Genomic DNA, 23227 nt, shown 5'->3' on the forward strand with positions numbered 1-23227 from the left:
GAACGCCCCCGCCGAGCTCTGCGAGGCGGGCGCATGACCGGGCAGCCGTTCCACCGTCCGTCCCTCGCCCTCGGGAGTCCCCGATGACCGCGCTCCTCATCGCGCTCCTGCTGCTGCCGCTGCTGGGGGCCGCCGCCACGCTCGCCCCGGCCACCGCCTTCGGCCCGGACGAGGAGACCAGGGAGCGCCGCGCGCTCGGCTTCAACGCGGTGGTCACCGGCCTGGTGCTGGCCCTCGCGGTGGCGCTGGCGGCCGGGTTCGACCACGGGCACCCGGGCCGGATGCAGGCCGTCGTCGACGTGCGCTGGATCCCGGCGCTCGGGGTGCGGTTCCACCTCGGGGTGGACGGCGTCTCGCTGCCGCTGGTGGTGCTCACCGCGCTGCTGACGTTCCTCTGCGCGATCTACTCGCTCAAGCGGCGGCCGACCGCCGAGGGCACCCCGTCGGCGCGGGCCTTCACCGGGATCTTCCTGCTGCTGGAAGTGGGCATGCTGGCCACCTTCACGGTGCTGGACCTGCTGCTGTTCTTCCTGGCGTTCGAGATCGTGCTGGTCCCGATGTACTTCCTGATCGCGCGCTGGGGGAGCGGGGCCAAGGTGCCCTCGGCCAACCGGTTCATCCTCTACACGCTGCTCGGTTCGGCGGTGATGCTGCTCGGCTTCCTGCTGGTCGGGCTGAAGGCCGGCACCTTCGACATGACGGCGCTGGCCGCCGCGCACGGCCACGGCCTGTCGCACTCCACCCAGGTGCTGGCGGCACTGGCGATCGGCCTCGGCCTGGCCGTCAAGGCGCCGGCCTGGCCACTGCACAGCTGGCTGCCGGACGCGCACACCTCGGCGCCCACGGTCGGCTCGGTGCTGCTGGCCGGCGTGCTGCTGAAGATGGGCACCTACGGCCTGGTCCGGGTGCTGCTCCCGATCGTGCCGGACGGCACCGCGACCTTCGCCCCCTACCTGGGGGCGCTGGCCGCCGTCGGCATCGTCTACGGCTCGCTGGCCTGCCTGGCGCTGGCCCGGCCGGGGCGCCGGGGCGACCTCAAGCGGCTGATCGCCTACTCCTCGGTGGGCCACATGGGCTTCGTGCTGCTGGGCATCGCCTCGCTCACCCCGGTGGGCGTCAACGGCGCGCTGTTCGCCAACATCGCCCACGGCCTGATCACCGGCCTGCTGTTCTTCCTGGTCGGTTCGCTGAAGGACCGCTACCGGACGTCGGACCTGGACGCCCTGTCAGGTGAGACCGGCGCCGCGCTCTACGGCCGGGCGCCCCGGCTGGGCGCGCTGCTGGCCTTCGCCGCCGTGGCCAGCCTGGGCCTGCCGGGCCTGGCCGGCTTCTGGGGCGAGCTGCTGGCGATGTTCGGTGCCTTCCAGCCCGCTGCCGGCCTGTCCCGCTCCGCGTTCCTCACCTACATGGTGCTGGCCGGCCTCGGCACCCTGCTGACCGCCGCCTACCTGCTGCAGGTGGTGCGCCGGGTCTGCATGGGCGACCCGAAGCAGCCGACCGTCGCCGCGCCCGCCGAGCTGCGCGGCTACGAGGCGGTCAGCTGGACCCCGCTGGCCGCGCTCACCGTGGTGACCGGGCTCTGGCCGGCGCTGCTGCTCACCCTCTCCACGCCGGTGGTCAAGCAGCTGCTGGGGGTGGGCTGACCGATGACGACCACGCAGACCCTCCGGGAACTGGGGGGCGGCGTCGCGACGCCCGGACTCTCGCCTGGACGGCTTCTCCTCAGTCGCCGACGCTCCGCATGGACTCCCTCGTCGGCACCGCCCAGACTCGGCCCGGACGCCGCTCCTTCACCCACCCCCCAGTTCCCGGAGGGTCCCAGCCGATGCGCACTCATCTGATGGACCTCGCCCTGCCGCACGCCGGCTCGCTGATCCAGTCGGTCGACTGGGTGGCGATCGCCCCGCCGCTGATCGCGGCGGCGGCCGCGCTGCTGGTGCTGCTCGCCGACCTGCTGCTGCCCGAGGCCCGCAAGCGGCTGCTCGGCCCGCTGACCGTGCTGGGCCTGCTGGGCTCGCTGGTGGCGCTGCTGCCGCTGACCGGCCGGACCAGGTCGACCTTCTGCTTCCCCGGCGCCGGCTGCTCCTACACGGCCGACCACTTCGCGCTGGCGTTCCAGCTGCTGGCGCTCGGTGGTGCGCTGATCGCCGCGCTGCTGTCGCTCAGCACGGTGGCCGACGACCGGTTGCCGGCCGGTGAGTACTGGTTCCTGCTGCTCAGCAGCGCGGCCGGGGCGGCGCTGCTGCCCGCCGCCCGGGACCTCGCGACCCTGGTGGTGGCGCTGGAGGTGGTCTCGCTCCCGTCCTTCGCACTGGTCGCGCTCAAGCGGGACGCCCGCGGCGGTGAGGCGGCGCTGAAGTTCTTCCTCTCCTCGGTCACCGCGACGGCGGTGATGCTGCTCGGCGTCGGCTTCCTCTACGCGGCCACCGGCAGCCTGCAACTGGACGCGGTGGCCCACGGGCTGACCGGGCTGCCGGGCCGGCTGAAGCCGCTGGCCGAGGCCGGGGCCATGCTGGCGCTGGTGGGCTTCGCCTTCAAGGTGGCCGCCGTGCCGTTCCACTTCTGGGTGCCGGACACCTACGCGGGCGCCCCGATCCCGGTCGCGGGCTACCTCTCGGTGGTCGGCAAGGCGGCCGGCTTCGCCGGTCTGGCGCTGGTCACCAGCATCGGCCTGCGGCCCTACGGCCACACCTGGGGTCTGCTGCTCGCGGTGCTGGCGGCGGTGACCATGACGGCCGGGAACACCGCCGCGCTGCGCCAGCGCTCCGACTCGGCGCAGGGTGCGGTGCGGCTGCTGGCCTGGTCCTCGGTGGCGCAGGCCGGCTACCTGCTGGTGCCGCTGGCGGCGGCCGGCTACGCGGGCACCCCGCACCCGCTGGGCGCGACCCTCGCCTATGCGCTGATCTACGGGCTGGTCAACCTGGGCGCCTTCGGCGTGGCCGCGCTGGTCGCCCGGACCAGCCCCGCCAACCGGCTGGACGACTACCGGGGCCTGTTCGCCCGGAACCGCTGGGCCGCGCTGGCGCTGGCCTTCTTCCTGCTCTGCCTGGCCGGGCTGCCGCCGGGCGTGGTGGGTCTGTTCGGCAAGGTGGTGGTCTTCCAGGCGGCGGTGAACGCCGGTCTGGGGTGGCTCGCGGTCATCATGGCCGTCAATGTGGTGATCGCGCTGTACTACTACCTGCTGTGGCTGGCGAAGCTCTTCGCACCGGGCCAGGCAGTCGAGCCGACCCGGGCGCCGGCGCCGCTGGCCGCCACCCTGGGCCTGACCGCCGCCGGCGCGGTGGTGCTCTCCGTCGCCCCCCAGCTGGTGCTCCAGGTGGTCAGCGGCAGCCTGTTCTGAGCCGCCAGGTGGCGGATGCTCTGCGTGCGATCCGGCTCCCGACATGCGAGGAAGGGAACCCGGGCCGTGATCTCCTCCGTTGTCGGTATGACCGAGGGATGAGACAGAGGGCTTCCCACCGCACCATCTGGAGGGGCTGCCGTGCACCGCCACCACAACGGACTCAGAACGGCCGTGCTGCTCGGCACCCTGTCGGCCCTGATCCTGGTGATCGGCAGCTTCTTCGGACGGAACGGGCTGCTGATCGGTCTGGCGGTGGCGCTCGCCACCAACGGCTTCGCCTACTGGAACAGCGACAAGATGGCGCTGCGCGCCATGCGGGCCCGCCCGGTCAGCGAGATCGAGGCGCCCGGGCTCTACCGGATCGTCCGCGAGCTCTCCACCTCGGCCCGGCAGCCGATGCCCCGGCTGTACATCTCGCCGACCCCCGCCCCGAACGCCTTCGCCACCGGCCGCAACCCGCGCAACGCCGCGGTCTGCTGCACCGACGGCATCCTGCAGCTGCTGGACGAGCGGGAGCTGCGCGGGGTGATCGGCCATGAACTCAGCCATGTCTACAACCGCGACATCCTGATCTCGTCGGTGGCCGGAGCGCTGGCCTCGGTGATCATGTTCCTGGTGAACTTCGCCTGGTTGATCCCGTTCGGCCGTGACGAGGACGACAACGGGCCCGGGCTCTTCGGCATACTCGCCATCATGATCCTGGGTCCGATCGCCGCCACCCTGATCCAACTGGCCGTCAGCCGCTCCCGGGAGTACCAGGCCGACGCCGACGGAGCCCGGATCACCGGCGACCCGCTGGCCCTCGCCAGTGCGCTGCGCAAGCTGGAGATCGGCACCCAGCGGCTGCCGCTGCCGCCCGAGCCACGGATCCAGACGGCCAGTCATATGATGATCGCTAGCCCGTTTCGCCCGGGGGAGGCCGGATCCCGGCTGTTCTCCACCCACCCCCCGATGCGCGAGCGCATCGATCGGCTGGAGCGGATGGCCGGCCGCTGACCCCTGGAGTCCGACGTGTTCATCGTGACCCTGACCTACACCGTGCCGCTGGACATCATCGACGAGCTGCTGCCCGAGCACGTCTCCTGGCTGGAGCAGCAGTACGCGGCGGGCACCCTGCTGGCCTCCGGCCGCCGGGTGCCGCGCACCGGCGGGGTGCTGCTGGTCCGGGCCGCCGACCGGGCCGCGCTGGACGAGGTGCTCGCCACCGACCCCTTCCACCGGGCCCAGGCCGCCGAGTACCAGGTGGTGGAGTTCACTCCGACCATGACCGGGCCGGGCCTGGAGGCGCTGCGCGAGCCGGTGGTGTAGCCCGTCCGGTGAAACGGTCACACCATGGGGCCGAGCCTGCCCTGGGGGCCGATGGCGGCGCTGACCGACCCGATCGTGCTCGTGGCCTCGTGGCCTCGTGGCCTCGTGGCCCCGCGGGCTCGGGGGCTACCGCCGGCTGCCGTCCTCGGGCGGCAGCCAGCGGGCCGTGGCCTCGCTCGGGGCCAGCCGGTGCACCACCTCGGCCAGCTGGATGCAGGCCTGCTCGATCCGCTGGTAGGTGTTGCGCTGCTCGGCGATGATCGCGGACAGCAGCAGCCCGGTGAGCGCGGCACAGCCGTTGAGCAATTGCAGGATCACCATGTCGGCGACCAGCCCGTGGTGGGCGAACGGCCCGGCGTGGTCGGTGGCCGCCGCGACGGTGAGCACCGAGACCAGCAGGACGCAGGGTGCCGCGCCGATCAGCTGGAACCGCAGTGCGGCCCAGATCAGGAACGGGAAGACCAGGAAGAGCAGGCCCAGGGTGGTGGAGGTGGCGATCACGGTGACGGCGGCGGTGCCCGCCAGCAGCAGGGTCGGCTCCACCCAGTCCCACGGTCCCGGTGCGGTGGGCAGCCGCACGGTGCGCAGCGCCAGCAGCAGTGGGGTGAACACCAGCACGCCCATCGCGTCGCCGGTCCACCAGGCCGACCAAGTGGACCAGAAGTCGGCGGCCGGCAGCGTGCCGTCGAGGATCAGCGAGGCGGTGCCGACGCTGGAGCTGATCAGCATCGCACCGAACGCGCCCAGGAAGACCAGCGCCACCCCGTCGCGCAGCCGGTCCAGCTCGATCCGGAACCCGGCCCGGTGCAGCATCAGGCAGGCGGCCACCGGAGCCAGGGTGTTCCCGGCCACGATGCCGATGGAGCCCAGGTGCGGCGGGCCGCTGGAGATGATCACCAGGAAGGCGCCCAGCGCCACGCCCGGCCACATGCCGAGCCCGAACAGCAGCAGGCAGGTGACGGCGATCCCGGTCGGCGGCCAGAGCGGGGTGACCTTCGCCCCGGCGACCACCACCTGCAGCAGCAGGCCCAGCCGACCGGCGGCGAGGTAGACCGCGGCCACCGCGAGCAGGCGCACGGCGGTCACGGCCGGCTGGCGGAGGTCGCGGTAGCTGGGCGCGGTGATCGGCGGCACAGCAGTCATCAGACTACGTCCGGGCGGCGATGGCGGCCGTGACACGCGCGGCCCGCGGTGGCGCTAGTCGTCGTAGCGCAGCACCAGCACGGCGGCGTCGTCGGTGTGCCCGGTCAGGTCGGCCACCCGCAGCAACTCGGTGGCCAGCTCACCGGGCTCGTCCGCCACCCGTGCCCGCAGCACGGCCGCCACCCGGTCCAGGCCCGCCTCGATCGGGAACGCGGGCCCCTCGATCACCCCGTCGGTGACCAGCACGAAGACCCCGCTCCCGGCCAGCCGGTGGTGGGTCACCGGGTACTTCTCGCCGGGCAGCACGCCGAGCGGCGGGCCGCCCTCGTCGGTGCAGTGCCCCCAGCGGCCGTCGGTGTTCGCCCAGACCGGCGGCACGTGCCCGGCCCGGGCGTGCGCCAGATCCCGGTTGGTCGGGTCGTAGCGCAGGAAGCTGCAGGTGGCGAAGAGCCGGCTGTCCAGCGATATCAGCAGGTCGTTGGCCCGGTCGAGGACCTCGCCCGGGTCGGCGGCCATGGTCGCCACGGCCCGCAGCCCGACCCGGACCTGGCCCATGAAGGCCGCCGCCTCCACGTCATGGCCTTGGACGTCACCCAGCGAGAAGGCGACCGAGCCGTCCGGGAGCCGGAAGCCGTCGTACCAGTCACCGCCGATGCTCAGGCCGTGCCGGGCCGGCGCGTACCGGGCGGCCGCCCGCAGCCCGGGCAGCTGCGGCAGCGCGGACGGCAGCAGCTCCCGCTGCAGCGCCTCGGCCAGCTCCACCCGGGCCTGCTGCAGCTCGGCCTGCTCCAGCGCTTGCGCGGTCAGCCGACCGAGTTCGGTCAGCAGATCGTCGGCGCTCGGGTGGCTGGCGGGGCGGCGTCGGCTCATCGACCCTCCGACGGCGGGCGGGGCGGGGTGGTCAGAGCCAGCGTATGTCCGCTGCCCGGGTGACGGCTGCCTGAGCGGGACTCGCCGCCGAAACCGGTCCGCGCGGCCCCTGCGCGTGCGAGGGTGGGGGTATGAAGCTGGTCAACTTCCTGCTCAATGTCATCTGGCTGGTGTTCTGCGGCTTCTGGATGGCGCTCGCCTACCTGCTCGCCGGGATCGTCTGCTGCATCTTGATCATCACCATTCCGTTCGGCATCGCGGCGTTCCGCCTGGCCGGGTTCATGCTCTGGCCGTTCGGGCGGACCACGGTGGTGCGGGCGGACGCGGGGGCGCCGTCCTGCGTGGGGAACGTGATCTGGCTGGTGCTCGCGGGCTGGTGGCTGGCGCTGGGGCACCTGGTCACCAGCATTCCGCTCTTCCTGTCGATCATCGGGATCCCGTTCGGCTGGGCGAACCTGAAGATGATCCCGATCTCGCTCACCCCGTTCGGCCGCGAGGTCGTCAGCACTGAGCACGGGGCGTTCGCCGCGCGCTGAGGCCCGCTGGTCAGGCCGCCGGCAGCGGCTGCGGGGCGGCCGGACCGGTGTAGCGCGCGGCCGGGCGGATGATCTTGGAGTCGGCGGCCTGCTCCAGGATGTTGGCGCTCCAGCCGATCACCCGGGCCGCGGCGAAGGTGGGGGTGAACATCTCCCTGGGCAGACCGCACAGGTGCATCACCACGCCGGCGTAGAACTCCACGTTGGTGTGGAGCTCGCGGCCCGGCTTCAGCTCGGCCAGGATCGCCTCCACCCGGGCCTCCACGGCGACGGCGAAGTCGACCAGCTCGCCGCCGAACGACTCCGCGACCCCGCGCAGCATCCGGGAACGCGGGTCCTCGGTGCGGTAGACCGGGTGGCCGAAGCCCATGATCCGGTCGCCGGCCAGGACGTGCTCCCGGATCCAGCCGTCGATCCGGTCCGGGGTGCCGATCTCGTCCAGGGTGTCCAGCGCCCGGCTCGGCGCGCCGCCGTGCAGCGGCCCGGAGAGCGCGCCCAGGCCGCCGACCAGGCAGGCCACCAGGTCGGCGCCGGTCGAGGCGATCACCCGGGCGGTGAAGGTGGAGGCGTTGAAGCCGTGGTCCACCGTGGAGATCAGGTAGCGCTCGATCGCCCGGGCCTTGGCCGGCTCCGGCTCCTCGCCGGTGAGCATGTAGAGGTAGTTGGCCGCGTAGCCGAGGTCCTCGCGCGGTTCCACCGGCTGCTCGCCGTGCTGCAGCCGGTGCAGCGCGGTCAGGATGGTGGGCACCAGCGCGGTGGCGAACAGCGCGTCCTCGAGCCGCTGTTCGGGCGCGGTGTCGTAGAGCGGCCGGATGCCGCGGTCGGCGGCGGCGACCGAGAGCGCGGCGCCCAGGGCGGCGAGCGGGCCGCCGTCCGCAGTGCTAGCGGCCAGCGCGGGCAGCAGCGGGCGCAGCGCCTCGGGCAGGCGGCGCAGCGGTGCGGTGCGGGCCAGGAAGGCGGCGCGGCGGGCCTCGTCAGGCAGGTCGCCGAGCAGCATCAGATGCCAGACGTCCTCCAGGGTGCGCTGCTCGGCGAGGTCGATCGCCGAGTACTGGCGGTAGTGGTAGAAGCCCTCCAGCCCGCGGACGTCGCTGAGTTCGGTCTCGGTGACCACGACGCCCTTGAGGCCGCGCGGGACCTCGATCTCGGTGGTGCTCGGCATGGCGGCAGCCCTCCTCTTGGGTGCTCCGGTTGACGTTCTGTACTCTCCGAGCATTGATCTACATTGTCAATGTTGATTGAAATCAATGTGGAATACTGCACGTCATCGTCAAGGAGCGGTGAACCATCAAGGCGCGGTGAATCGTCAGGCGCGCTGAGGAGGACGAGGGGTCCATGGCCGAGATCCGCAGCGAACGGCTGACCACCCAGCAGGTCGCCGAGCAACTCGGCGTCAAGGTGGAGACGGTGTACGCCTACGCCAGCCGCGGCCAGCTCAGCAGTGAACGGGCCCCGGGCGGCAAGGGCAGCACCTTCGACGCCCGCGAGGTGGCCGAGCTGGCCGCCCGCGGCCGCCGCACCCCGGTGCGCCCGCCGGCCGGCGAACCGGTCACGGTCCACACCGGGCTGACCCTGATCGAGGACGGCCGGCTCTACTACCGCGGCCGGGACGCCGTCGAGCTGGCCGCCCGGTACGGCTTCGAGGCGGGGATCGGCTGGCTGTGGGGCCTGGGTGGCGACGCCCCGGTGACGCTGCGGGTGCCGCCCGCCACCGCAGAGGCGCTGGCCCGGGCCGCCGCCGCACTGCCCGACGGGATCCGGCTGCCCGACCGGCTGCGGATCTCGGCCACCGTCGCCGCCGCGCTCGACCCGCTCCGCTTCGATCTGCGCGAGCAGACCGTGCTGGCGGCCGGGGCGGCGCTGATCGCCGGGATGGTGGAGGCGCTGCCGCGCACCGGGCCCGACCCCGGCCCGGACGCCCCCCTGGCGGCGCGGCTGTGGAGCCGGCTGGCCGCCGCGGCGCCCCCGCCCGAGGCGCTGGCCTGCCTGGACCGCGCCCTGGTGCTGCTGCTCGACCACGAGCTGGCGGTGTCCACCGTGGCCGCGCGGGTGGCGGCCTCGGCGCGCGCCCATCCGTATGCCGTTGTCTCCGCCGGGCTCGGCGCCACCGACGGCCCGCTGCACGGCGCGGCCAGCTCGCTGGCCCACCGGATGCTCGGCGAGGTGCTGGCCGGCGGCGCCGTGCCGGTGGTCTCCGACTACCTGCGCACCGGTCGGCCGATTCCGGGGCTGGGGCACCGGCTCTACCCGGAGGGCGATCCCCGGGCCGTGGCGCTGCTGGACGCGGTGGGCCGGCTGGACGGCGGGGCACGCGTGGTGGCGGCGGTCGCCGAGGTGGAGGGGGCCGCGGGCCCGGCGGGCCGGCCGGCGCTGCGGGCCAACATCGACCTGGCACTGGCCGCGCTGGCACTGGCCGCCGACCTGCCGTCGGAGGCGGGTGAGGTGGTCTTCGCGGTGGCCCGTACGCCGGGCTGGCTGGCCCACGCGGTGGAGGAGTACCGCGAGGAGCCGCTGCGGATGCGGGCCCGGGGCAGCTACACCGGGCCGCGCCCGCAGGCGGACTGACGCGCCGAACGGCTGACGCGCCGGCGGCAGGCGTGCCGGCGAGGGGTGTTCTGGCGACGGACGCGCTGGCGACTGGCGTCTGATGTGCCGGCGACGGACGCGCTGGCGACTGATGTGCCGGCGACTGGTGTTCTGGCGACTGACGCGCTAGCGCTCGACGGCCTCGCGCAGCGTGCGGAACTCCTCGGCCAGCGCGTCCAGGGTGTAGTGCGCGTTCAGTCCGCTGGGGTTGGGCAGCGCCCACACCTCGGTGTCGCCCAGCCGCTCGGCCTGCCGCCCGATCACCGCCTTCGGCTGCCCGAAGGCCATGCGGTAGGCGCCGATGCCGAGGACGGCCAGCACCCGCGGCCGCAGCCCCGCCACCCGCTCGCGCAGCGCCTCGCCTCCGGCACGCAGTTCCGCCCGGCTCAGCTCGTCCGCCTTGGCCGAGGCCCGGGCGACCACATTGGTGATGCCCAGGCCCAGCGCCGGCAGCTGTTCCTGCTCGTGCGGGGCCAGCCGGCGCGGGGTGAAGCCGGAGCGGTGCAACGCCGGCCAGAACCGGTTGCCGGGCCGGGCGAAGTGGTGTCCGGTGGCGCCGGACCACAGGCCCGGGTTGATGCCGCAGAACAGCACCCGCAGTCCGGGGCCGGTCACATCGGGGATGGTGCGGTCCTGGGCGGCGGCGAGTTCGGCGGGCGTGGGGCGCGGCGGAGGAGTGGTCACCCGGCCAGTCTGCTATCCGCCAGCGCACCGCCGGTCGCGAGGGCCGATTGGCGGGCACTCTCGCGGGCCGTCTTGCGGACCGCGAGACGGGTGGCCCGGCGGTCCAGCAGCCGGCCCAGGCCCAGCACCACGACGGCCGCGTACGTCCAGCCGAACAGGATGTCGATCACGAAGTGCTCGGCGCCGTAGACCAGGGTGAACGCCATCGCCAGCGGATAGAGCGCCAGCAGCACCCGCAGCTTGCGGCCGGCGGTGGGCCAGAAGAACAGTGCCAGCAGCATCGGGTAGGCGGCGTGCAGCGAGGGCATCGCGGCCACGTCGTTGTCGAACCGGCTGCCGTTCTCGAAGATCGAGCCGGCCCGGGGCAGGCCCGACTGCGTGAGCACGTCCGAGACCACCCGGGTCAGCTGCGGCAGGTGCCCGTTCTGCGCGGTCAGCCACGGCGGGTCGGCCGGGTAGAGCACATAGGTGGCGAAGGCGGCGAAGGTCAGGGCCAGGTAGAGCGCGACCAGGCGGGTGAACCGGTCGTGCCGCCGCTTCCACAGCCAGGCCATCACCACGAAGACCGCGAAGAAGTGCGACATGTAGACGGCCGTGCAGAGGTAGTCGTACCAGTGCGGATGGCCCGGGGTGTACAGCCAGTGCTGCAGTCGGACGGACCACACCTGCCCGAAGCCCACCGCCTTGTCGAAGGCCAGCTGGGGTGCCCAGTGCACCTTCCACGGGGTGTGCGCACCGTAGCCGCGCAGCAAGGAGTACGCATAGACGGCGGCCATCACCGGCACCCAGTCGCGCAGCACCTTCAGCCAGCCGAACCAGTGCCCGCTGTGCAGGCAGGCGGCGATCAGCGCGCCCATCAGCCAGCAGAACACCAGGTCGTTCTGGAACGGCAGCCCGTACAGCTGGTAGCAGTGCCAGAACAGCCAGAAGTACGTCGGCCAGGCTAGCCACCGCAGGTGTCTGACGTGCCGGAGCCGCCCCAGCAGCGCCGCCCGGGCGCGGCGGTCGGGGGCAGGACGTGCGGACTCGAGCAGGCTGGTCACCGGTGGCGTCCCCTTCGAGAGATGCTGGTGGGGCAAGCCGGGTCAACCTAATGCCCTATTTTTAATATTTACTGAGCACGCCTCCTCCGCATCCGCAGGCCTTCGGCCCTGGGCCGCCGCCCGGGCCCGCACCAGGGCGGACGCCTCCGCGACAGGCACACACCGAACTCTCATAAACTCACAGCTGACGCGGAAATAGCCCGCTGCCTTTCGCTACGGCCTGACCTTACCTTTGCTCGGTCTTTACATCCGATGGGCGGGCCGTGGTGGCTCAGAGCGATTCGAGCAGCAGCCGGGCCAGCTCCTCGGGGGCGGTCAGCATCGCGTCGTGCCCTGTGGCCAGCTCCACCTGCTCCCAGCCGAACTCGGTGGCCGTCGCGGCGAACGGCAGCCGGGCCGGCACGCACAGGACCGCCCGGCACGGGATCTCCTCGACCGCACCGGTGAGCCGGGTCGGCTCGCTGAAGGTGCGCCGCGGCTGCGGGGTCAGCAGTGGCTCCAGCCAGGCCGCCGTCGCCGGGTCCGTCACCCCGACCGCGGCCGGGTTCGGCACCCGCAGCACCTCGCCCTCGGTGGCGGCGTCGAGCCACTGCCGGAACCGCTCCGGGGCCCGGTCGTAGAACGACTCGCCGTCCCGTCCCGCCCAGGCGTCCACCATCACCAGCCGCCCCACCCGCTCGGGCATCCGGTCCGCGGCCTCGCGCACCACGAACCCCGCGTAACTGTGGCCCACCAGCACCACGTCCCGCACCTCCTCGTACCGGAGCACCCCGCACACGTCAGCCACATGCGTCGACAGCCCGGTCCCGGCCGACCGCAGATGCGCCCGCTCACCCAGCCCGGTCAGCGTCGGCGTGAACACCCGGTGCCCGGCCGCCCGCAGTCGATCGGCCACCGGGCGCCAGCACCAGCCGCCGTGCCACGCCCCGTGCACCAGCACGAACGTCGCCATCTCGTCTCTCCTGTCGATGAGTTGGGGTGATGAGGCTTCGGAGAAACGGTCGATGTCGAGCTCCACCCGGCTGCGCAGGTGTGCCAGCGGGACACAGGCGTCCATGCCCAGCTCGGTGAGGCTGTATTCGACTCGCGGCCGGCACCTCGGCCGATCTACGTGCCCACCGAGGCGGTTGCCGAGGTGGCCGACCTCGGCAGGCTCGAACCGGCCCGCCGGATGACCTGGTTATCGACGGCGTCAACCCGGGTGCCGGCATCAGCCCGGTTCTCCGCCACCCGCCGTCGGGCACACCGGCCTCCAGGCTCACAGCCGGTCGTAGACGGCGGACAGTCGTTGCAGCACCTCGGCGGCACTGTCGAGGGCGGCGTCGTCGTAGTCGGCCAGGTCGGCGTGCAGGGCTCCGCTCAGCACTTGCTGGCGCTGGCGGTGCCGCGACCACCCGGCCTCGGTGAGGGCGACCTGCACGGACCGCTTGTCCTCGGGAGCGCGCTCGCGAGTGACGTAGCCCGCCGCGACCAGTCCGTTGACCAGTTGGGTGGTGGCGGCGCCGGTGGTCTCGGTGCCGGAAGCGAGTTGACTGATGGTCAGCGGCCCCTGCTCGGCCAGGGTGCGCAGCGCTCGGGCGTGGGTGAGGGACAGGGCTCCGGGGGTGCGGGTGGCGCGTCCGCGCAGCCGCGCGTCCGAGGCGCTGAGTCGGTAGGCGGCTCGGGCGAGCCGATCGAGCGCCTGGGCGCGGTCGGGGGTGAGCGGCGGCTCGGTCATGTCGGTGCTCCTCGCGTCGGTCGACTTGACATCAGATTAGCCTAAGTACTTAATAGCTAAGTACTTACTGAAGTGCCTCTAGAGAGGAACCGTCATGACGATCCGTTCGGCAGGCCAGAGCTGGGCGCTGGACATCGCCCTCGCCCAGGGTGGTTTCGACGCGCTGCACCCCGAGGCCGTCGGGACGATGGAGCAGCTCGGCCACGACCACACCGACTTCGCGAAGGTCTTCGCGCTGGTCAAGAGCGGTGCGATGCTGCCCAAGGCGTGGGCGACGGTGGCCGCCCAGGCCGAGCAGCGCGCCGCGCACCACGACCAGGGTGGATTCGCGCAGACCGCCGCCGACCTCTACCTCCGGGCCGCGGTGATGTGGGGACGCGCTCAGTACTCGATCTTCGATGCCGCCGACCCCCGCAAGGCGGCCATGCGCGGACGCGCCGACCACTGCGTGGCCCGCCTGGGTGCGCTGCGCGACGACCGGGTCCGCCGGGTGATGCTGGACTTCGAGGGCGGGAGCATCCACGCGCTCCTGCACCTGCCGGCCGGCGAGGTCCGGAACGCGCCGGCCGTCATCCTCGGCCCGGGGATGGACATGATCAAGGAGGACTACATCTGGGCCGCCGAGCGCTACTACACCTCTCGGGGGATGGTCGCGCTGTCCATCGAGGGACCGGGCCAGGGTGAGAGCCGATCCGGCGGACTCACCGTCGACCTGACCAACTACGAGCGGGCGATCGGCCGTTACCTCGACTACTTGGCCGGGCTGCCGGAGGTCGACGCGGACCGGATCGGCATGTTCGGCATCTCGATGAGCGGTTACTGGGGCTCGCGGGCCGCTGCCACAGACCGCCGCCTGGCCGCGCTGGCCGCTTTCGAGGCGGTCACGGGCGACTTCACGACCATCTTCGAGCGCGCCCAGCCGACGTTCAAGAACAACTACATGTACATGTCCGGGTACACCGACGAGGACGCCTTCGACCGGGACCTGGCCCAGCGGATGCCGCTCGGCGACCTGGTCGCCGAGATCACCTGCCCGGTGCTGTACGGCATCGGCGAGTTCGACGAGCTCACCGACCTCGGCCAGGCGCTGGCGAACTTCGAGAAGGTTCGCGCCCCCAAGGAACTGCGGGTCTACGAGGACGAGTTCCACCCCCTCGGGGGCGTGGCGGCCGAGGCATTCCGGTTCGGCGCCGAGTGGCTGGAGCGGGCCCTCGACGGCGAGTTCGGCGCCCCCGGGCGAGACGTGCGGCACTACGTGCACCGCGACGGTCGCACCACCGATCACAGTGCCGACCCCGCCTGGTGGCTCGGCGCCGCCCCGACGCACCTTGCCGAGGTCCGGCGCGGCGCGTAGCTCCCGTGGTGAGCCGGGAGGGCAGGACGAAGGCGGCGAGTGAGGGTCTCCTCAGCGCGCCGCCTTCGATCTGCCCTCCCGGCTCAGGGGCCTAGCGTTTCCGCAGGTCGGAGCGGTTGGCTAGCGGTAGTTCACGTACTGCACCGCGAAGTCCAGGTCCTTGTCGCGGAGCAGCGCCTGCACGGCCTGCAGGTCGTCCCGGCTCTTCGAGGAGACGCGCAGCTCCTCGCCCTGGATCTGGGCCTTCACGCCCTTGGGGCCCTCGTCCCGGATGATCTTCGAGATCTTCTTGGCGTTCTCCTGGGAGATGCCCTCCTTGATGGTCGCGAAGATCTTGTACTCCTTGCCGGACAGCTGCGGGTCGCCCGCGTCCAGCGCCTTGAGCGAGACCTTGCGTGCCACCAGCTTGCTCTGGAAGACGTCGAGGATGGCCTTGACCCGCTCCTCGCCGTCTGCCTTCAGCTCGATCTTCTCGCCCGACCAGGCGATGGAGGCCCCGACGTTCTTGAAGTCGTAGCGGGTGGCGATCTCCCGGCCAGCCTGGTTGATCGCGTTGTCGACCTCCATCCTGTCGACCTTCGAGACGATGTCGAAACTGGAGTCGGCCATCTGTCGTCGTCTCCTTGACTCGGCGCCTTTCCCCGCCACTGCGGGGTCTTCACGAGCCCACAGCCTATCCAGCGCCACCCCGCCCACCGGCCTTGATCATCACGTGACCAACCGAGTGGCGGAGCACCCCCTGCCATCAGGTATCGTTTACCCAGTCGAACGGGGCAAGCCCCGGGAGGCAAACATCCTGGCTGGTTGCCCGAGCGGCCAAAGGGAGCAGACTGTAAATCTGTCGCGCAAGCTACGCAGGTTCGAACCCTGCACCAGCCACAGGATAAAGAGAAGGCCCCTGATCTGCGGAAACGCGGATCAGGGGCCTTTTTCTTGTATTCGAACGGCGGGTTGCGCCGGATGGTCGATCTGGGTGGTTCGTCTCACCTTGATTCGCGCTGATCCCAGTCCTGACCAGCAGTTCCGGACCAGGCGCGGACCAAACTCACGCGCCCTCGGCTCGGAGCTGTCCGGCCGAGCAAGTGGGGATCAGCCAGGGCCTTGCACGTCGTCAGCGACCCGGAATGGTCCCCGGACGGTCGGCGAGCCAGACGGCGACCCGCTGCTTGAGCTCGCGGTTGTAGGGATCGTCATGACGGGCGATCCACTCCAGGCGTCGCAGGACGTTCTCCGGGCGGTCTGGGCGGCGCACCGCGAGCACATCGACGCCGATCTCGCCCGTCGACGCACAGACGAACACGCTGCCGTCCAGAGCCATCATGGCGAAGCCCGGGTGGCCCGCATGAACGCCGAGGAACGCCGATCCCGCACCCCGGCCCATGATGTCCCAGCGCTCCAGGAGCCGGACCCGGGTCCAAAGCGCCGGCGCATCGTTGCCACTGTGCAGGTGCTGCAGAGCGGCCCGGTGCGAACGGGTGCCCTGTGGAAGCTGCACGAGGAACTCGCGCTGATGGTCGAGAAGGCCCGAGGAGACGGCGAGGTCGTACCAGTCCGCATTGAGTCGCTCGACCAGCCGTGGGGTGTCGTACCGGTGGAAGAAGCCGTCGGCTACGTCCTCGGCACCGTAACCGCAGACACACGGCATCGTGCCGTCCGGTACAGCGTTCGGGATCACCTTGAGGCCAGCCCGCCTTAGCGGTTGGTGCACCTTGCGGTCACGCTCCTGGATACCCATCGGCCCATGTTCTACCAGGAGCCAGCGGCCTCCGGCCCGCCCTTTTCCTCCACCTTCACGTGATCGGCCGGACGGCTCCGAACGGCGGGGGAGCGGTCCGCCGCTGGAGCCGTTCGGTGATCAGCCGGTTGGCGTGGTCCTCGTCGCCGTGGATGCACTTCGCATGGACGCGGAGCAGGACGGCGATGCTGTGCCCCGCGCGTCGGGCGCACCCCGCCGCCGGCACAGCGCGGCCAGCGGCCTACCACCACTGGGTAGCGAAGCGGCCTCCGATCCACTGAGTGGATCGGAGGCCGCTTTTGTTTGCCCTGGCTGGGTGTCAGGGGTGCGTTGGGACGGCGGGTGGGGGCGTCAGGGAAGCGTCAAGGGCGGGGGTGCGGGGTGCGGGGTCCGGTTGGGTGGGGGAGGAAGCCGGCGGACGAAGGGGTGCGGGCGATGGGCGGGCGGATCGTCGCGGGGGTCAGCGGGTCGCTCGGCAGTCTGGCCGCGCTGCACCGGGCGGTGGGGCTGGCGCGGCAGGCCGAGGCGGAGCTGCTGGTGGTGCTGGTGTGGACGCCGCCGGGCGGGGAGTACGGCTTCCGCCGTGCGCCCTGCCCGCCGCTGCTGTCCACCTGCCGGGACGCGGCGGTGCAGCGGTTGCGGGAGGCGATGGCGCAGGCGTTTCCGACCGGTGGCGTCGGGGTGCGGCTGAGCTGCGTGGCGGTGCGGGGCGAGCCGGGGGCGGCGCTGGTCGCGGCGGCGGACCGGCCGGACGACCTGCTGGTGATCGGGGCCGGCGGGCGCCGATGGTGGCGGCGGCTGTGGCCGTCGGTGGCGCGGTACTGCCAGCGGCGCGCGGGCTGCCCGGTGCTCACCGTGCCACGGCCCGAGCTGCAGCGGGAGTTGGACCGGTTGACCCGGCGGCTCGCGCTCGCGCACGTCGGGTACTGAGCCGTGCGGTTGTATCAAGTCCGGCCCGGTGGGCGGTTGTTCCACCCGGTGGTGGACCGGTTGGCGGTGTCGATGGCGGGCGCGCTCGCGGTGCCCGCGGGGGCGGCGCTGGCCGCCGGGCTGGCCGTGGTGGGGGAGTTGCGGGCCGGCTGGTTCGCGCTGGGGGCCTTCGCGACGCTCTGCGCGCTGCTCGGGGCCCTGGCCCGGCCGGCCGCGGCGCCCGTGGTCGGCGGGGTGGGGTGGCTCTTCTACAACGGGTTCGCCGTGCACCGGTTCGCCACCGTGGTGTGGGCGGGCGCCGGGGTGGAGCTGGGCCGGATCGGGCTGCTGGCCGGGGCGGCGCTGCTCGCGGCGCTGCCGGGCACGCTGCCGCGCCGCCGGATCCGGGTGGAGCGGCTGGCGCCGTACCACCCGGGCGGGGCCGGGCCGGCCGGCCGATGGGGCGTCAGCCGGTGATCTCCACGGTGACCGTGAAGGTGCGCTGGTCGGGGCTGCAGGCCATGGCCTCCCCGCAGACGTGCCGATCGGCCGTCAGCTGGGCGCTGCCCGCGGCCTTGGCGACGAAGCTGCTGGGTTGCGCCCCGCAGCCGCCGCCGGGCGGGCAGAACGACGGGCTGGTGCCGGTCATCGGGTGGGACTGGGCGACCCGCTGGAGGAGCTGCGGCGCCGAGCTGGTGACCTCGGACCAGTAGCTGCTGCCGAGGGCGACCACGACCGTCTGCCCGACGGCGGCGTGCACGGTGGTGTTGTTGGCGCTGTCCGTCAGCCGGAGTGCCGCCGTGCTGGGGGACGCGGAGACGCTGATCGCGCCGCCCGGCGTGGTGGCCTTGGTCGCGCCCGACCCGCACCCCGCGACCGCCACTGCTACCCCAAGTATCGCCACACCGGCCAGAATCCCTCTGCGCATGACCACCTCGCCTGCCTTCCCGCTCATGTTCCACAGCCTGGACCCCGGTCAGACGCACGCCGCCTCGAAACGGATCCACCTCGCGTGAACGGCGCGTCAGGGATCCCTCTGATGGCGTATCGAACGCGTATGGATCGCCGGCCCGGCGCCGGCCGCCCGGGGACGATGCATCGAGCGCCAGCCCGGCGCACCGAGCGTTAAGGACCACCGCGATGCCACTGACTCCCCGGGCCGCCCAGGCCGCCGAGCCGACCGATCCTCCTGAACCCGAGGCCGCGTCACCAAGCGGGCAGGACAAGCGCCGTGACCGGGACAAGCGCCATGACCGGGACAAGCTGACCGCGCTCGGCGGACTCGCCGCCCTCTCGCTGGACGCGATGGCCTCGGTGGCCTACGGACCGGAGTCGATCGTCCTGGTGCTGGCCGCGGCCGGCAGCTACGGGCTGGGCTTCACGCTTCCGGTCACCGTCGCGATCGCGGTGCTGCTCGCGGTGCTCACCGCCTCCTACCGCCAGGTGATCGCGGCCTTCCCGGACGGCGGCGGCTCCTACGCGGTGGCCAAGACCCACCTGGGCCGGCGCACCGCGCTGACCGCCGCGGCCTCGCTGGTGATCGACTACATCCTCAATGTCGCGGTCAGTGTGACGGCCGGCGTGGCGGCGCTGACCTCGGCTTTCCCGGGGTTCTATCCGCACCGGGTGCTGCTCTGCCTCGCCGTGCTGGTGCTGGTGACTGCGGTGAACCTGCGCGGGATCGCCGAGTCGGCCCGCTGGTTCATGGCGCCGACCGCGGTCTTCGTGCTGTCGATCATGGCGATCATCGTGGTCGGCCTGTTCCGCTCCCACCCGGCCAGCACCGCGGCGGCGGCCGGCCACGCCTCGGTGGTGGCCCAGAACGCCACCGGGGTCGGCGCGCTGCTGCTGCTCAAGGCCTTCGCGTCCGGCTGCTCGGCGCTCACCGGGGTGGAGGCGGTGGCCAACGCGGTGCCGAGCTTCCGGGCTCCCCGGGCGAAGCGGGCCCAGCACACCGAGGTCGCGCTGGGCGCGCTGCTCGGCGTGATGCTGATCGGTCTCGCGGTGCTGATCGGCCGGTTCCACCTGCGGCCGGTGGACGGCGTCACGCTGTTGGCGCAGCTGGCGGACGCCTCGCTGGGGCACGGCTTCGGGTTCTACCTGGTGCAGTTCGCCACCGTTGTGCTGCTGGCGCTGGCCGCCAACACCTCGTTCGGCGGGCTGCCGGTGCTGATGCGGCTGCTGGCCCGGGACAACCACCTGCCGCACGTCTTCGCGCTGCGCGCCGACCACCAGGTGCACCGGCACGGCGTGCTCTTCCTGGCGCTGGTCTCGGCCGGGCTGCTGGTGGCCTCCGGCGGCGATGTGAACAGCCTGGTGCCGCTGTTCTCGATCGGCGTCTTCGTCGGCTTCACCATCTGCCAGGTCGGCATGGTCAGGCACTGGCGGCTGGAGCGCGGTGCCGGTTGGCGCGGCAAGGCGGCGCTCAACGGCTTCGGCGCGGTGCTGACCGGGGTGGCCACCCTGGTGGTGACCGGCACCAAGTTCACCGAGGGCGCCTGGGGCGTGGTGGTCGCGCTGCCGGTGCTGGTGCTGGTCTTCGAGGCGGTGCACCGGGCGTACGGCCGGATCGGCGAGCGGTTGGAGCTGGGCCGGATCCCCGGTCCGGTGGTCCGGCGGCGCTCCACCGTGGTGGTCCCGGTCCACTCGATCTCCCGGCTGACCCGGGAGGCGCTGGCCGCCGCGATGTCGCTGGGTGACGAGGTGCTGGCGGTCACCGTGGTGCCCACCGACCCGGACGCCGAGGACACGCAGGCCATCCAGGCGTTGCGCCGGGACTGGGAGCTGTGGCGGCCGGGGGTGCCGCTGGTCGAGGTGGCGGATGCGCACCGGCGGCTCGGCCGGCCGCTGGTCGGCTTCGTGCAGGGGCTGAGCGCCGAGCGCGTGACGGTGCTGATCGCCGAGGTGGAGCCGGTGCGGCTGTGGCAGCGGGCGCTGCAGAACCAGCGCGGGGTGCTGATCGACCGGGCGCTGCGCCGGCACACCGACGCGGTGGTCTGCCGGCTGCGGCTGCACATGTGAGCCTGCGGTGCGCAGAGCCCCGGATACCTAAGCTTGTAAGGCCCGCAGCGCGCTTTGGCCCCAAAAACGGAGCCCAAACGTCACGATTAGCGTATAGGTGAGATAACAGCTGAGTATTTTGACGGGCTCTTAACACCGGCTCTTAACGTCCCCCGTGGAGCCCGCTCTCAGCCACTCGCACCCGGCCTGGCCTGCGGAGACTCTCCCGACGGGCCAGGCCGGACGGCGTCTGGGGCGCTGTGGATCGCCCATTGCCTTTACGCCCAGGCCGCATACGCTCCCGGATGTGTTCAATGTGCCCTCGGCGCTCAAGCGCCTCGTGATCGGCAAGGCCATGCGCAGCGAGGAGCTGGGCGAGACCCTGCTCCCCAAGCGCCTGGCGCTGCCGATCTTCGCGTCCGACCCGCTCTCCTCGGTGGCCTACGCCACCGAGGAGATCCTGCTGGTGCTCACCGTCGGCGGCACCGCGTTCCTCTACCTGACGCCATGGGTCGCCCTCGGCGTCGTGGCACTGATGGCGGTGGTGGTCCTCTCCTACCGCCAGGTGGTGCACGCCTACCCCGGCGGCGGCGGCTCCTACGAGGTGGTGACGCGCAACCTCGGCGCCAAGGCCGGTCTGGTGGTGGCCGCCTCGCTGATGGTCGACTACGTGATGACCGTCGCGGTGTCGGTCGCCTCCGGCGTGGACAACATCATCTCGGCGTTCCCCGGGCTCGGTGACTACCGGGTCGTGATGGCCTGCAGCTTCGTGGCGCTGCTGGCCGCGATGAACCTGCGCGGGGTGCGGGAATCCGGCAAGGCGTTCGCCGCGCCGACCTACATGTTCATCTTCGGCATCCTGCTGATGGTGGCCACCGGCTTCATCAAGATGGCCTTCGGGCACGCCCCCGTGGCCGAGAGCGCCAAGTACGCGATCATCCCGACCGACCACAACGGCACGCTGGCCGGCGTGGCGCTGATCATGCTGGGTCTGAAGGCCTTCGCCTCCGGCTGCACCGCGCTCACCGGTGTCGAGGCGATCTCCAACGGCGTGCCGGCCTTCCGGGCCCCGAAGTCCAAGAACGCCGCCACCACGATGTCCTGGATGGGCATCACCGCCGTGGTGATGTTCATCGGCATCACCGTGCTGGCGCTGGTCGCCAAGGTGCACAAGACCAACGACACCTGCCAGTTGGTCGGCTTCCAGGGCGACTGCCACACGGCCTCGCAGCCCACCGTGATCGCCCAGCTCGCCTCGTCGATCTTCGGCGGCGACCACAGCCCGCTCTTCTACTTCATCCAGGCCGCCACCGCGCTGGTGCTGATCCTGGCCGCCAACACCGCCTTCAACGGGTTCCCGCTGCTCGGCTCGATCCTGGCCCAGCACCGCTACCTGCCCCGGCAGTTCCACACCCGCGGCGACCGCCTGGCGTTCTCCAACGGCATCATCGCGCTGGCCGTGGTGAACGTCCTGCTGCTGTGGTTCTACAAGGCCAATGTGGACAACCTGATCCACCTCTACATCCTGGGTGTGTTCACCTCCTTCACGCTCTCCCAGATCGGCATGGTCCGGCACTGGAACGAGGTGCTGAGCACCGAGACCGACCCCAAGGTGCGGGCCGGCGCCCAGCGCTCCCGGGTGATCAACGCCTTCGGTGCCTGCACCACCGGCCTGGTCTTCGTGATCGTGATGGCCACCAAGTTCATGGAGGGCGCCTGGCTGGCGGTGCTTGCCGCGATCGTGCTCTTCGTGATGATGCGCGGCATCCGCAAGCACTACGACTCGGTCGCCGACGAGCTGACTGTGGACGATCCGCAGGCCGACTCGGTCCGCCCGTCCAAGGTGCACGGCATCGTGCTGGTCTCCAAGCTCCACAAGCCGACCCTGCGGGCCCTGGGGTACGCCGAGGCGTTCCGCCCGGACACCCTGGAGGCGGTCACGGTCTCGGTGGAGAAGGAGGACACCGAGGAACTCAAGGAGCAGTGGCAGGAGTTCGACGTCCGGGTGCCGCTCAAGGTGCTGGACTCGCCGTACCGCGAGATAACCAAGCCCGTCGTCGCCTACGTCCGCTCGGTGCGCCGCACCAGCCCGCGGGACGCGGTCGCGGTCTTCATCCCGGAGTACGTGGTCGGCCACTGGTGGGAGCACTTCCTGCACAACCAGTCGGCGCTGTGGCTGAAGAGCCGGCTGCTCTTCACCCCCGGCGTGATGGTGATCAGCGTGCCCTGGCAGCTGTCCTCCGCGCCGAAGGCGGACCACCCGGCCCGGCGCGGTCCGGGCGCGGTGCGCCGCGGTGAGCCGCTGAACAACAAGATCGGCAAGCGCCGGGAGCCGATCGAGGCACCCGAGCACGCCTGACACACCGCCGCAGCGGCGCAGCGGGCCCCGGAGCGAACGTCGCTCCGGGGCCCGCTGCTGTCGGTGGGCCTGCGTCGCGTCGTGCTGCTGTCGGTGGGCCTGCGTCGCGTGGTGCTGCTGTCTGGGCCTGCGTCGCGTCGTGCTGCCGTCGGCGAGCCTGCCCGCGTCGCGCTGCCGTCGGTGGGCCGCACCCGTTTCGGGCGCGCTAACGGGGCGATCACGGCGGCGTATGGGGCGCGTCAAGAGCCGTATGGGGGCCGTCAACATGACGGAGCCGCCCGTATGGAGGGCGTCAATAACCGCTGGGGGGCGTGAAACAGACGGTTTGCTACTGGAGCCGGTAGCCCACCGGCGTCGTGCGGAGCCCTGGGGCCGCCCACGGCAACGTTCCTGAAGCAACTGGTGGAGCTCATGCTCGATCTCGTCTTCGTCGGCCTCACGGTCCTCGTGTTCGCCGTCCTCGCTCTGATCGCCAAGGGGGTGGAGAAGCTGTGAGTGGCGAGAACATCGCAGGTCTGGTCATCGCAGTCGCGCTCATCGGCTACCTCGTCGTGGCGCTGATCCACCCGGAGAAGTTCTGACATGAGTTCCACTCTTGCTGGGTGGCTGCAGGCGCTCGCCCTGGTGGGTGCGCTGGCCC

At 71.9% G+C, this 23227-nt stretch carries 22 protein-coding genes and 1 tRNA gene; 13 read left to right on the forward strand and 10 right to left on the reverse strand.

From position 1 onward, the window contains the following. Positions 1-83 precede the first annotated feature (83 nt). The 4 genes from P3T35_RS35575 (at position 84) to P3T35_RS35590 (ending at position 4651) form a co-directional block, all read left to right on the forward strand. Positions 84-1643, forward strand: coding sequence for an NADH-quinone oxidoreductase subunit M (locus P3T35_RS35575; RefSeq protein WP_101381338.1), 1560 nt, complete (start codon positions 84-86; stop codon positions 1641-1643). A 182-nt stretch (positions 1644-1825) separates the two neighbouring features. Further along, positions 1826-3340: an NADH-quinone oxidoreductase subunit N gene (locus P3T35_RS35580; RefSeq protein WP_101381339.1), complete on the forward strand. Its 1515-nt coding sequence runs from the start codon at positions 1826-1828 to the stop codon at positions 3338-3340. Between the two features lie 141 nt (positions 3341-3481). Then, positions 3482-4339 (forward strand): zinc metalloprotease HtpX, encoded by an 858-nt coding sequence (gene htpX, locus P3T35_RS35585; protein ID WP_101381340.1) that lies wholly within the window; start codon positions 3482-3484, stop codon positions 4337-4339. 15 nt (positions 4340-4354) lie between these two features. Beyond that, entirely contained in the window at positions 4355-4651 is a 297-nt protein-coding gene (locus tag P3T35_RS35590) for a YciI family protein (RefSeq protein WP_101381341.1), read from the forward strand. Positions 4652-4777: 126 nt separating this feature from the next. Here the strand turns inward: P3T35_RS35590 and P3T35_RS35595 are convergent, their stop codons facing one another. Together P3T35_RS35595 and P3T35_RS35600 are read right to left on the reverse strand one after the other, a co-directional pair. Continuing rightward, positions 4778-5794, reverse strand: a complete 1017-nt coding sequence (locus P3T35_RS35595) for an MASE1 domain-containing protein (RefSeq protein ID WP_101381342.1) — start codon at positions 5792-5794, stop codon at positions 4778-4780. 54 nt (positions 5795-5848) lie between these two features. After that, positions 5849-6664 carry a PP2C family protein-serine/threonine phosphatase gene (locus P3T35_RS35600; RefSeq protein WP_101381343.1) on the reverse strand — a complete coding sequence of 272 codons (816 nt, stop codon included), beginning with the start codon at positions 6662-6664 and terminating at the stop codon, positions 5849-5851. 131 nt (positions 6665-6795) lie between these two features. Here P3T35_RS35600 and P3T35_RS35605 point away from each other — a divergent pair, with 131 nt between their 5' ends. Then, positions 6796-7200, forward strand: a complete 405-nt coding sequence (locus P3T35_RS35605) for a YccF domain-containing protein (protein ID WP_101381344.1) — start codon at positions 6796-6798, stop codon at positions 7198-7200. Positions 7201-7210: 10 nt separating this feature from the next. Here P3T35_RS35605 and P3T35_RS35610 read toward each other — a convergent pair whose 3' ends face one another. Beyond that, positions 7211-8362: a citrate synthase/methylcitrate synthase gene (locus tag P3T35_RS35610; RefSeq protein ID WP_101381345.1), complete on the reverse strand. Its 1152-nt coding sequence runs from the start codon at positions 8360-8362 to the stop codon at positions 7211-7213. Between the two features lie 173 nt (positions 8363-8535). Here P3T35_RS35610 and P3T35_RS35615 point away from each other — a divergent pair, with 173 nt between their 5' ends. Next, positions 8536-9765, forward strand: a complete 1230-nt coding sequence (locus P3T35_RS35615) for a citrate synthase (protein ID WP_101381346.1) — start codon at positions 8536-8538, stop codon at positions 9763-9765. A 147-nt stretch (positions 9766-9912) separates the two neighbouring features. Here P3T35_RS35615 and mug read toward each other — a convergent pair whose 3' ends face one another. The 4 genes from mug to P3T35_RS35635 all read right to left on the reverse strand — a co-directional run bounded on the left by mug (position 9913) and on the right by P3T35_RS35635 (position 13230). Further along, positions 9913-10470 (reverse strand): G/U mismatch-specific DNA glycosylase, encoded by a 558-nt coding sequence (mug, locus tag P3T35_RS35620; protein WP_101381347.1) that lies wholly within the window; start codon positions 10468-10470, stop codon positions 9913-9915. Next, the gene (locus tag P3T35_RS35625; protein ID WP_101381348.1) at positions 10467-11513 is read right to left on the reverse strand and encodes a phosphatase PAP2 family protein; all 1047 of its coding nucleotides are present in this window, start codon (positions 11511-11513) and stop codon (positions 10467-10469) included. The genes mug and P3T35_RS35625 overlap by 4 nt, the downstream gene beginning before the upstream one ends. 271 nt (positions 11514-11784) lie before the next feature. Further along, entirely contained in the window at positions 11785-12465 is a 681-nt protein-coding gene (locus tag P3T35_RS35630) for an alpha/beta hydrolase (protein WP_101385134.1), read from the reverse strand. Positions 12466-12771: 306 nt separating this feature from the next. Continuing rightward, a complete protein-coding gene (locus tag P3T35_RS35635; RefSeq protein WP_101381349.1) occupies positions 12772-13230 on the reverse strand; it encodes a MarR family transcriptional regulator in 459 nt (152 codons plus the stop codon). A gap of 94 nt (positions 13231-13324) precedes the next feature. On the opposite strand from P3T35_RS35635, the gene P3T35_RS35640 reads away from it, so the two are divergent. Beyond that, on the forward strand, positions 13325-14584 hold the full coding sequence (locus P3T35_RS35640; RefSeq protein WP_101381350.1) for an alpha/beta hydrolase: 1260 nt from the start codon (positions 13325-13327) through the stop codon (positions 14582-14584). 120 nt (positions 14585-14704) lie between these two features. Here the strand turns inward: P3T35_RS35640 and P3T35_RS35645 are convergent, their stop codons facing one another. Then, positions 14705-15193 (reverse strand): YajQ family cyclic di-GMP-binding protein, encoded by a 489-nt coding sequence (locus tag P3T35_RS35645; protein ID WP_101381351.1) that lies wholly within the window; start codon positions 15191-15193, stop codon positions 14705-14707. Between the two features lie 189 nt (positions 15194-15382). Between P3T35_RS35645 and P3T35_RS35650 the strand changes: the two genes are divergently transcribed. Further along, positions 15383-15463 (forward strand) — tRNA-Tyr (locus P3T35_RS35650). A gap of 232 nt (positions 15464-15695) precedes the next feature. On the opposite strand, the gene P3T35_RS35655 is transcribed toward P3T35_RS35650, so the two are convergent. Next, positions 15696-16319, reverse strand: coding sequence for a hypothetical protein (locus P3T35_RS35655; protein ID WP_101381352.1), 624 nt, complete (start codon positions 16317-16319; stop codon positions 15696-15698). A 435-nt stretch (positions 16320-16754) separates the two neighbouring features. Here P3T35_RS35655 and P3T35_RS35660 point away from each other — a divergent pair, with 435 nt between their 5' ends. Both P3T35_RS35660 and P3T35_RS35665 read left to right on the forward strand, forming a co-directional pair. Further along, positions 16755-17249 (forward strand): universal stress protein, encoded by a 495-nt coding sequence (locus P3T35_RS35660; protein ID WP_101381353.1) that lies wholly within the window; start codon positions 16755-16757, stop codon positions 17247-17249. 3 nt (positions 17250-17252) lie between these two features. After that, on the forward strand, positions 17253-17705 hold the full coding sequence (locus tag P3T35_RS35665) for a hypothetical protein (RefSeq protein WP_143676860.1): 453 nt from the start codon (positions 17253-17255) through the stop codon (positions 17703-17705). On the opposite strand, the gene P3T35_RS35670 is transcribed toward P3T35_RS35665, so the two are convergent. Next, positions 17695-18183 (reverse strand): hypothetical protein, encoded by a 489-nt coding sequence (locus tag P3T35_RS35670; protein WP_143676861.1) that lies wholly within the window; start codon positions 18181-18183, stop codon positions 17695-17697. The two genes, P3T35_RS35665 and P3T35_RS35670, sit on opposite strands and share 11 nt — an antisense overlap. 185 nt (positions 18184-18368) lie before the next feature. Between P3T35_RS35670 and P3T35_RS35675 the strand changes: the two genes are divergently transcribed. The 3 genes from P3T35_RS35675 (at position 18369) to kdpF (ending at position 23168) form a co-directional block, all read left to right on the forward strand. After that, a complete protein-coding gene (locus P3T35_RS35675) occupies positions 18369-20249 on the forward strand; it encodes an APC family permease (protein ID WP_101381356.1) in 1881 nt (626 codons plus the stop codon). A gap of 286 nt (positions 20250-20535) precedes the next feature. Continuing rightward, the gene (locus tag P3T35_RS35680; protein ID WP_280709195.1) at positions 20536-22587 is read left to right on the forward strand and encodes an APC family permease; all 2052 of its coding nucleotides are present in this window, start codon (positions 20536-20538) and stop codon (positions 22585-22587) included. Positions 22588-23078: 491 nt separating this feature from the next. Further along, positions 23079-23168: a K(+)-transporting ATPase subunit F gene (kdpF, locus tag P3T35_RS35685; RefSeq protein ID WP_101378623.1), complete on the forward strand. Its 90-nt coding sequence runs from the start codon at positions 23079-23081 to the stop codon at positions 23166-23168. Positions 23169-23227 lie beyond the last annotated feature (59 nt).

The sequence above is a fragment of the Kitasatospora sp. GP30 genome (assembly GCF_029892145.1).
GTDB lineage: Bacteria > Actinomycetota > Actinomycetes > Streptomycetales > Streptomycetaceae > Kitasatospora > Kitasatospora acidiphila.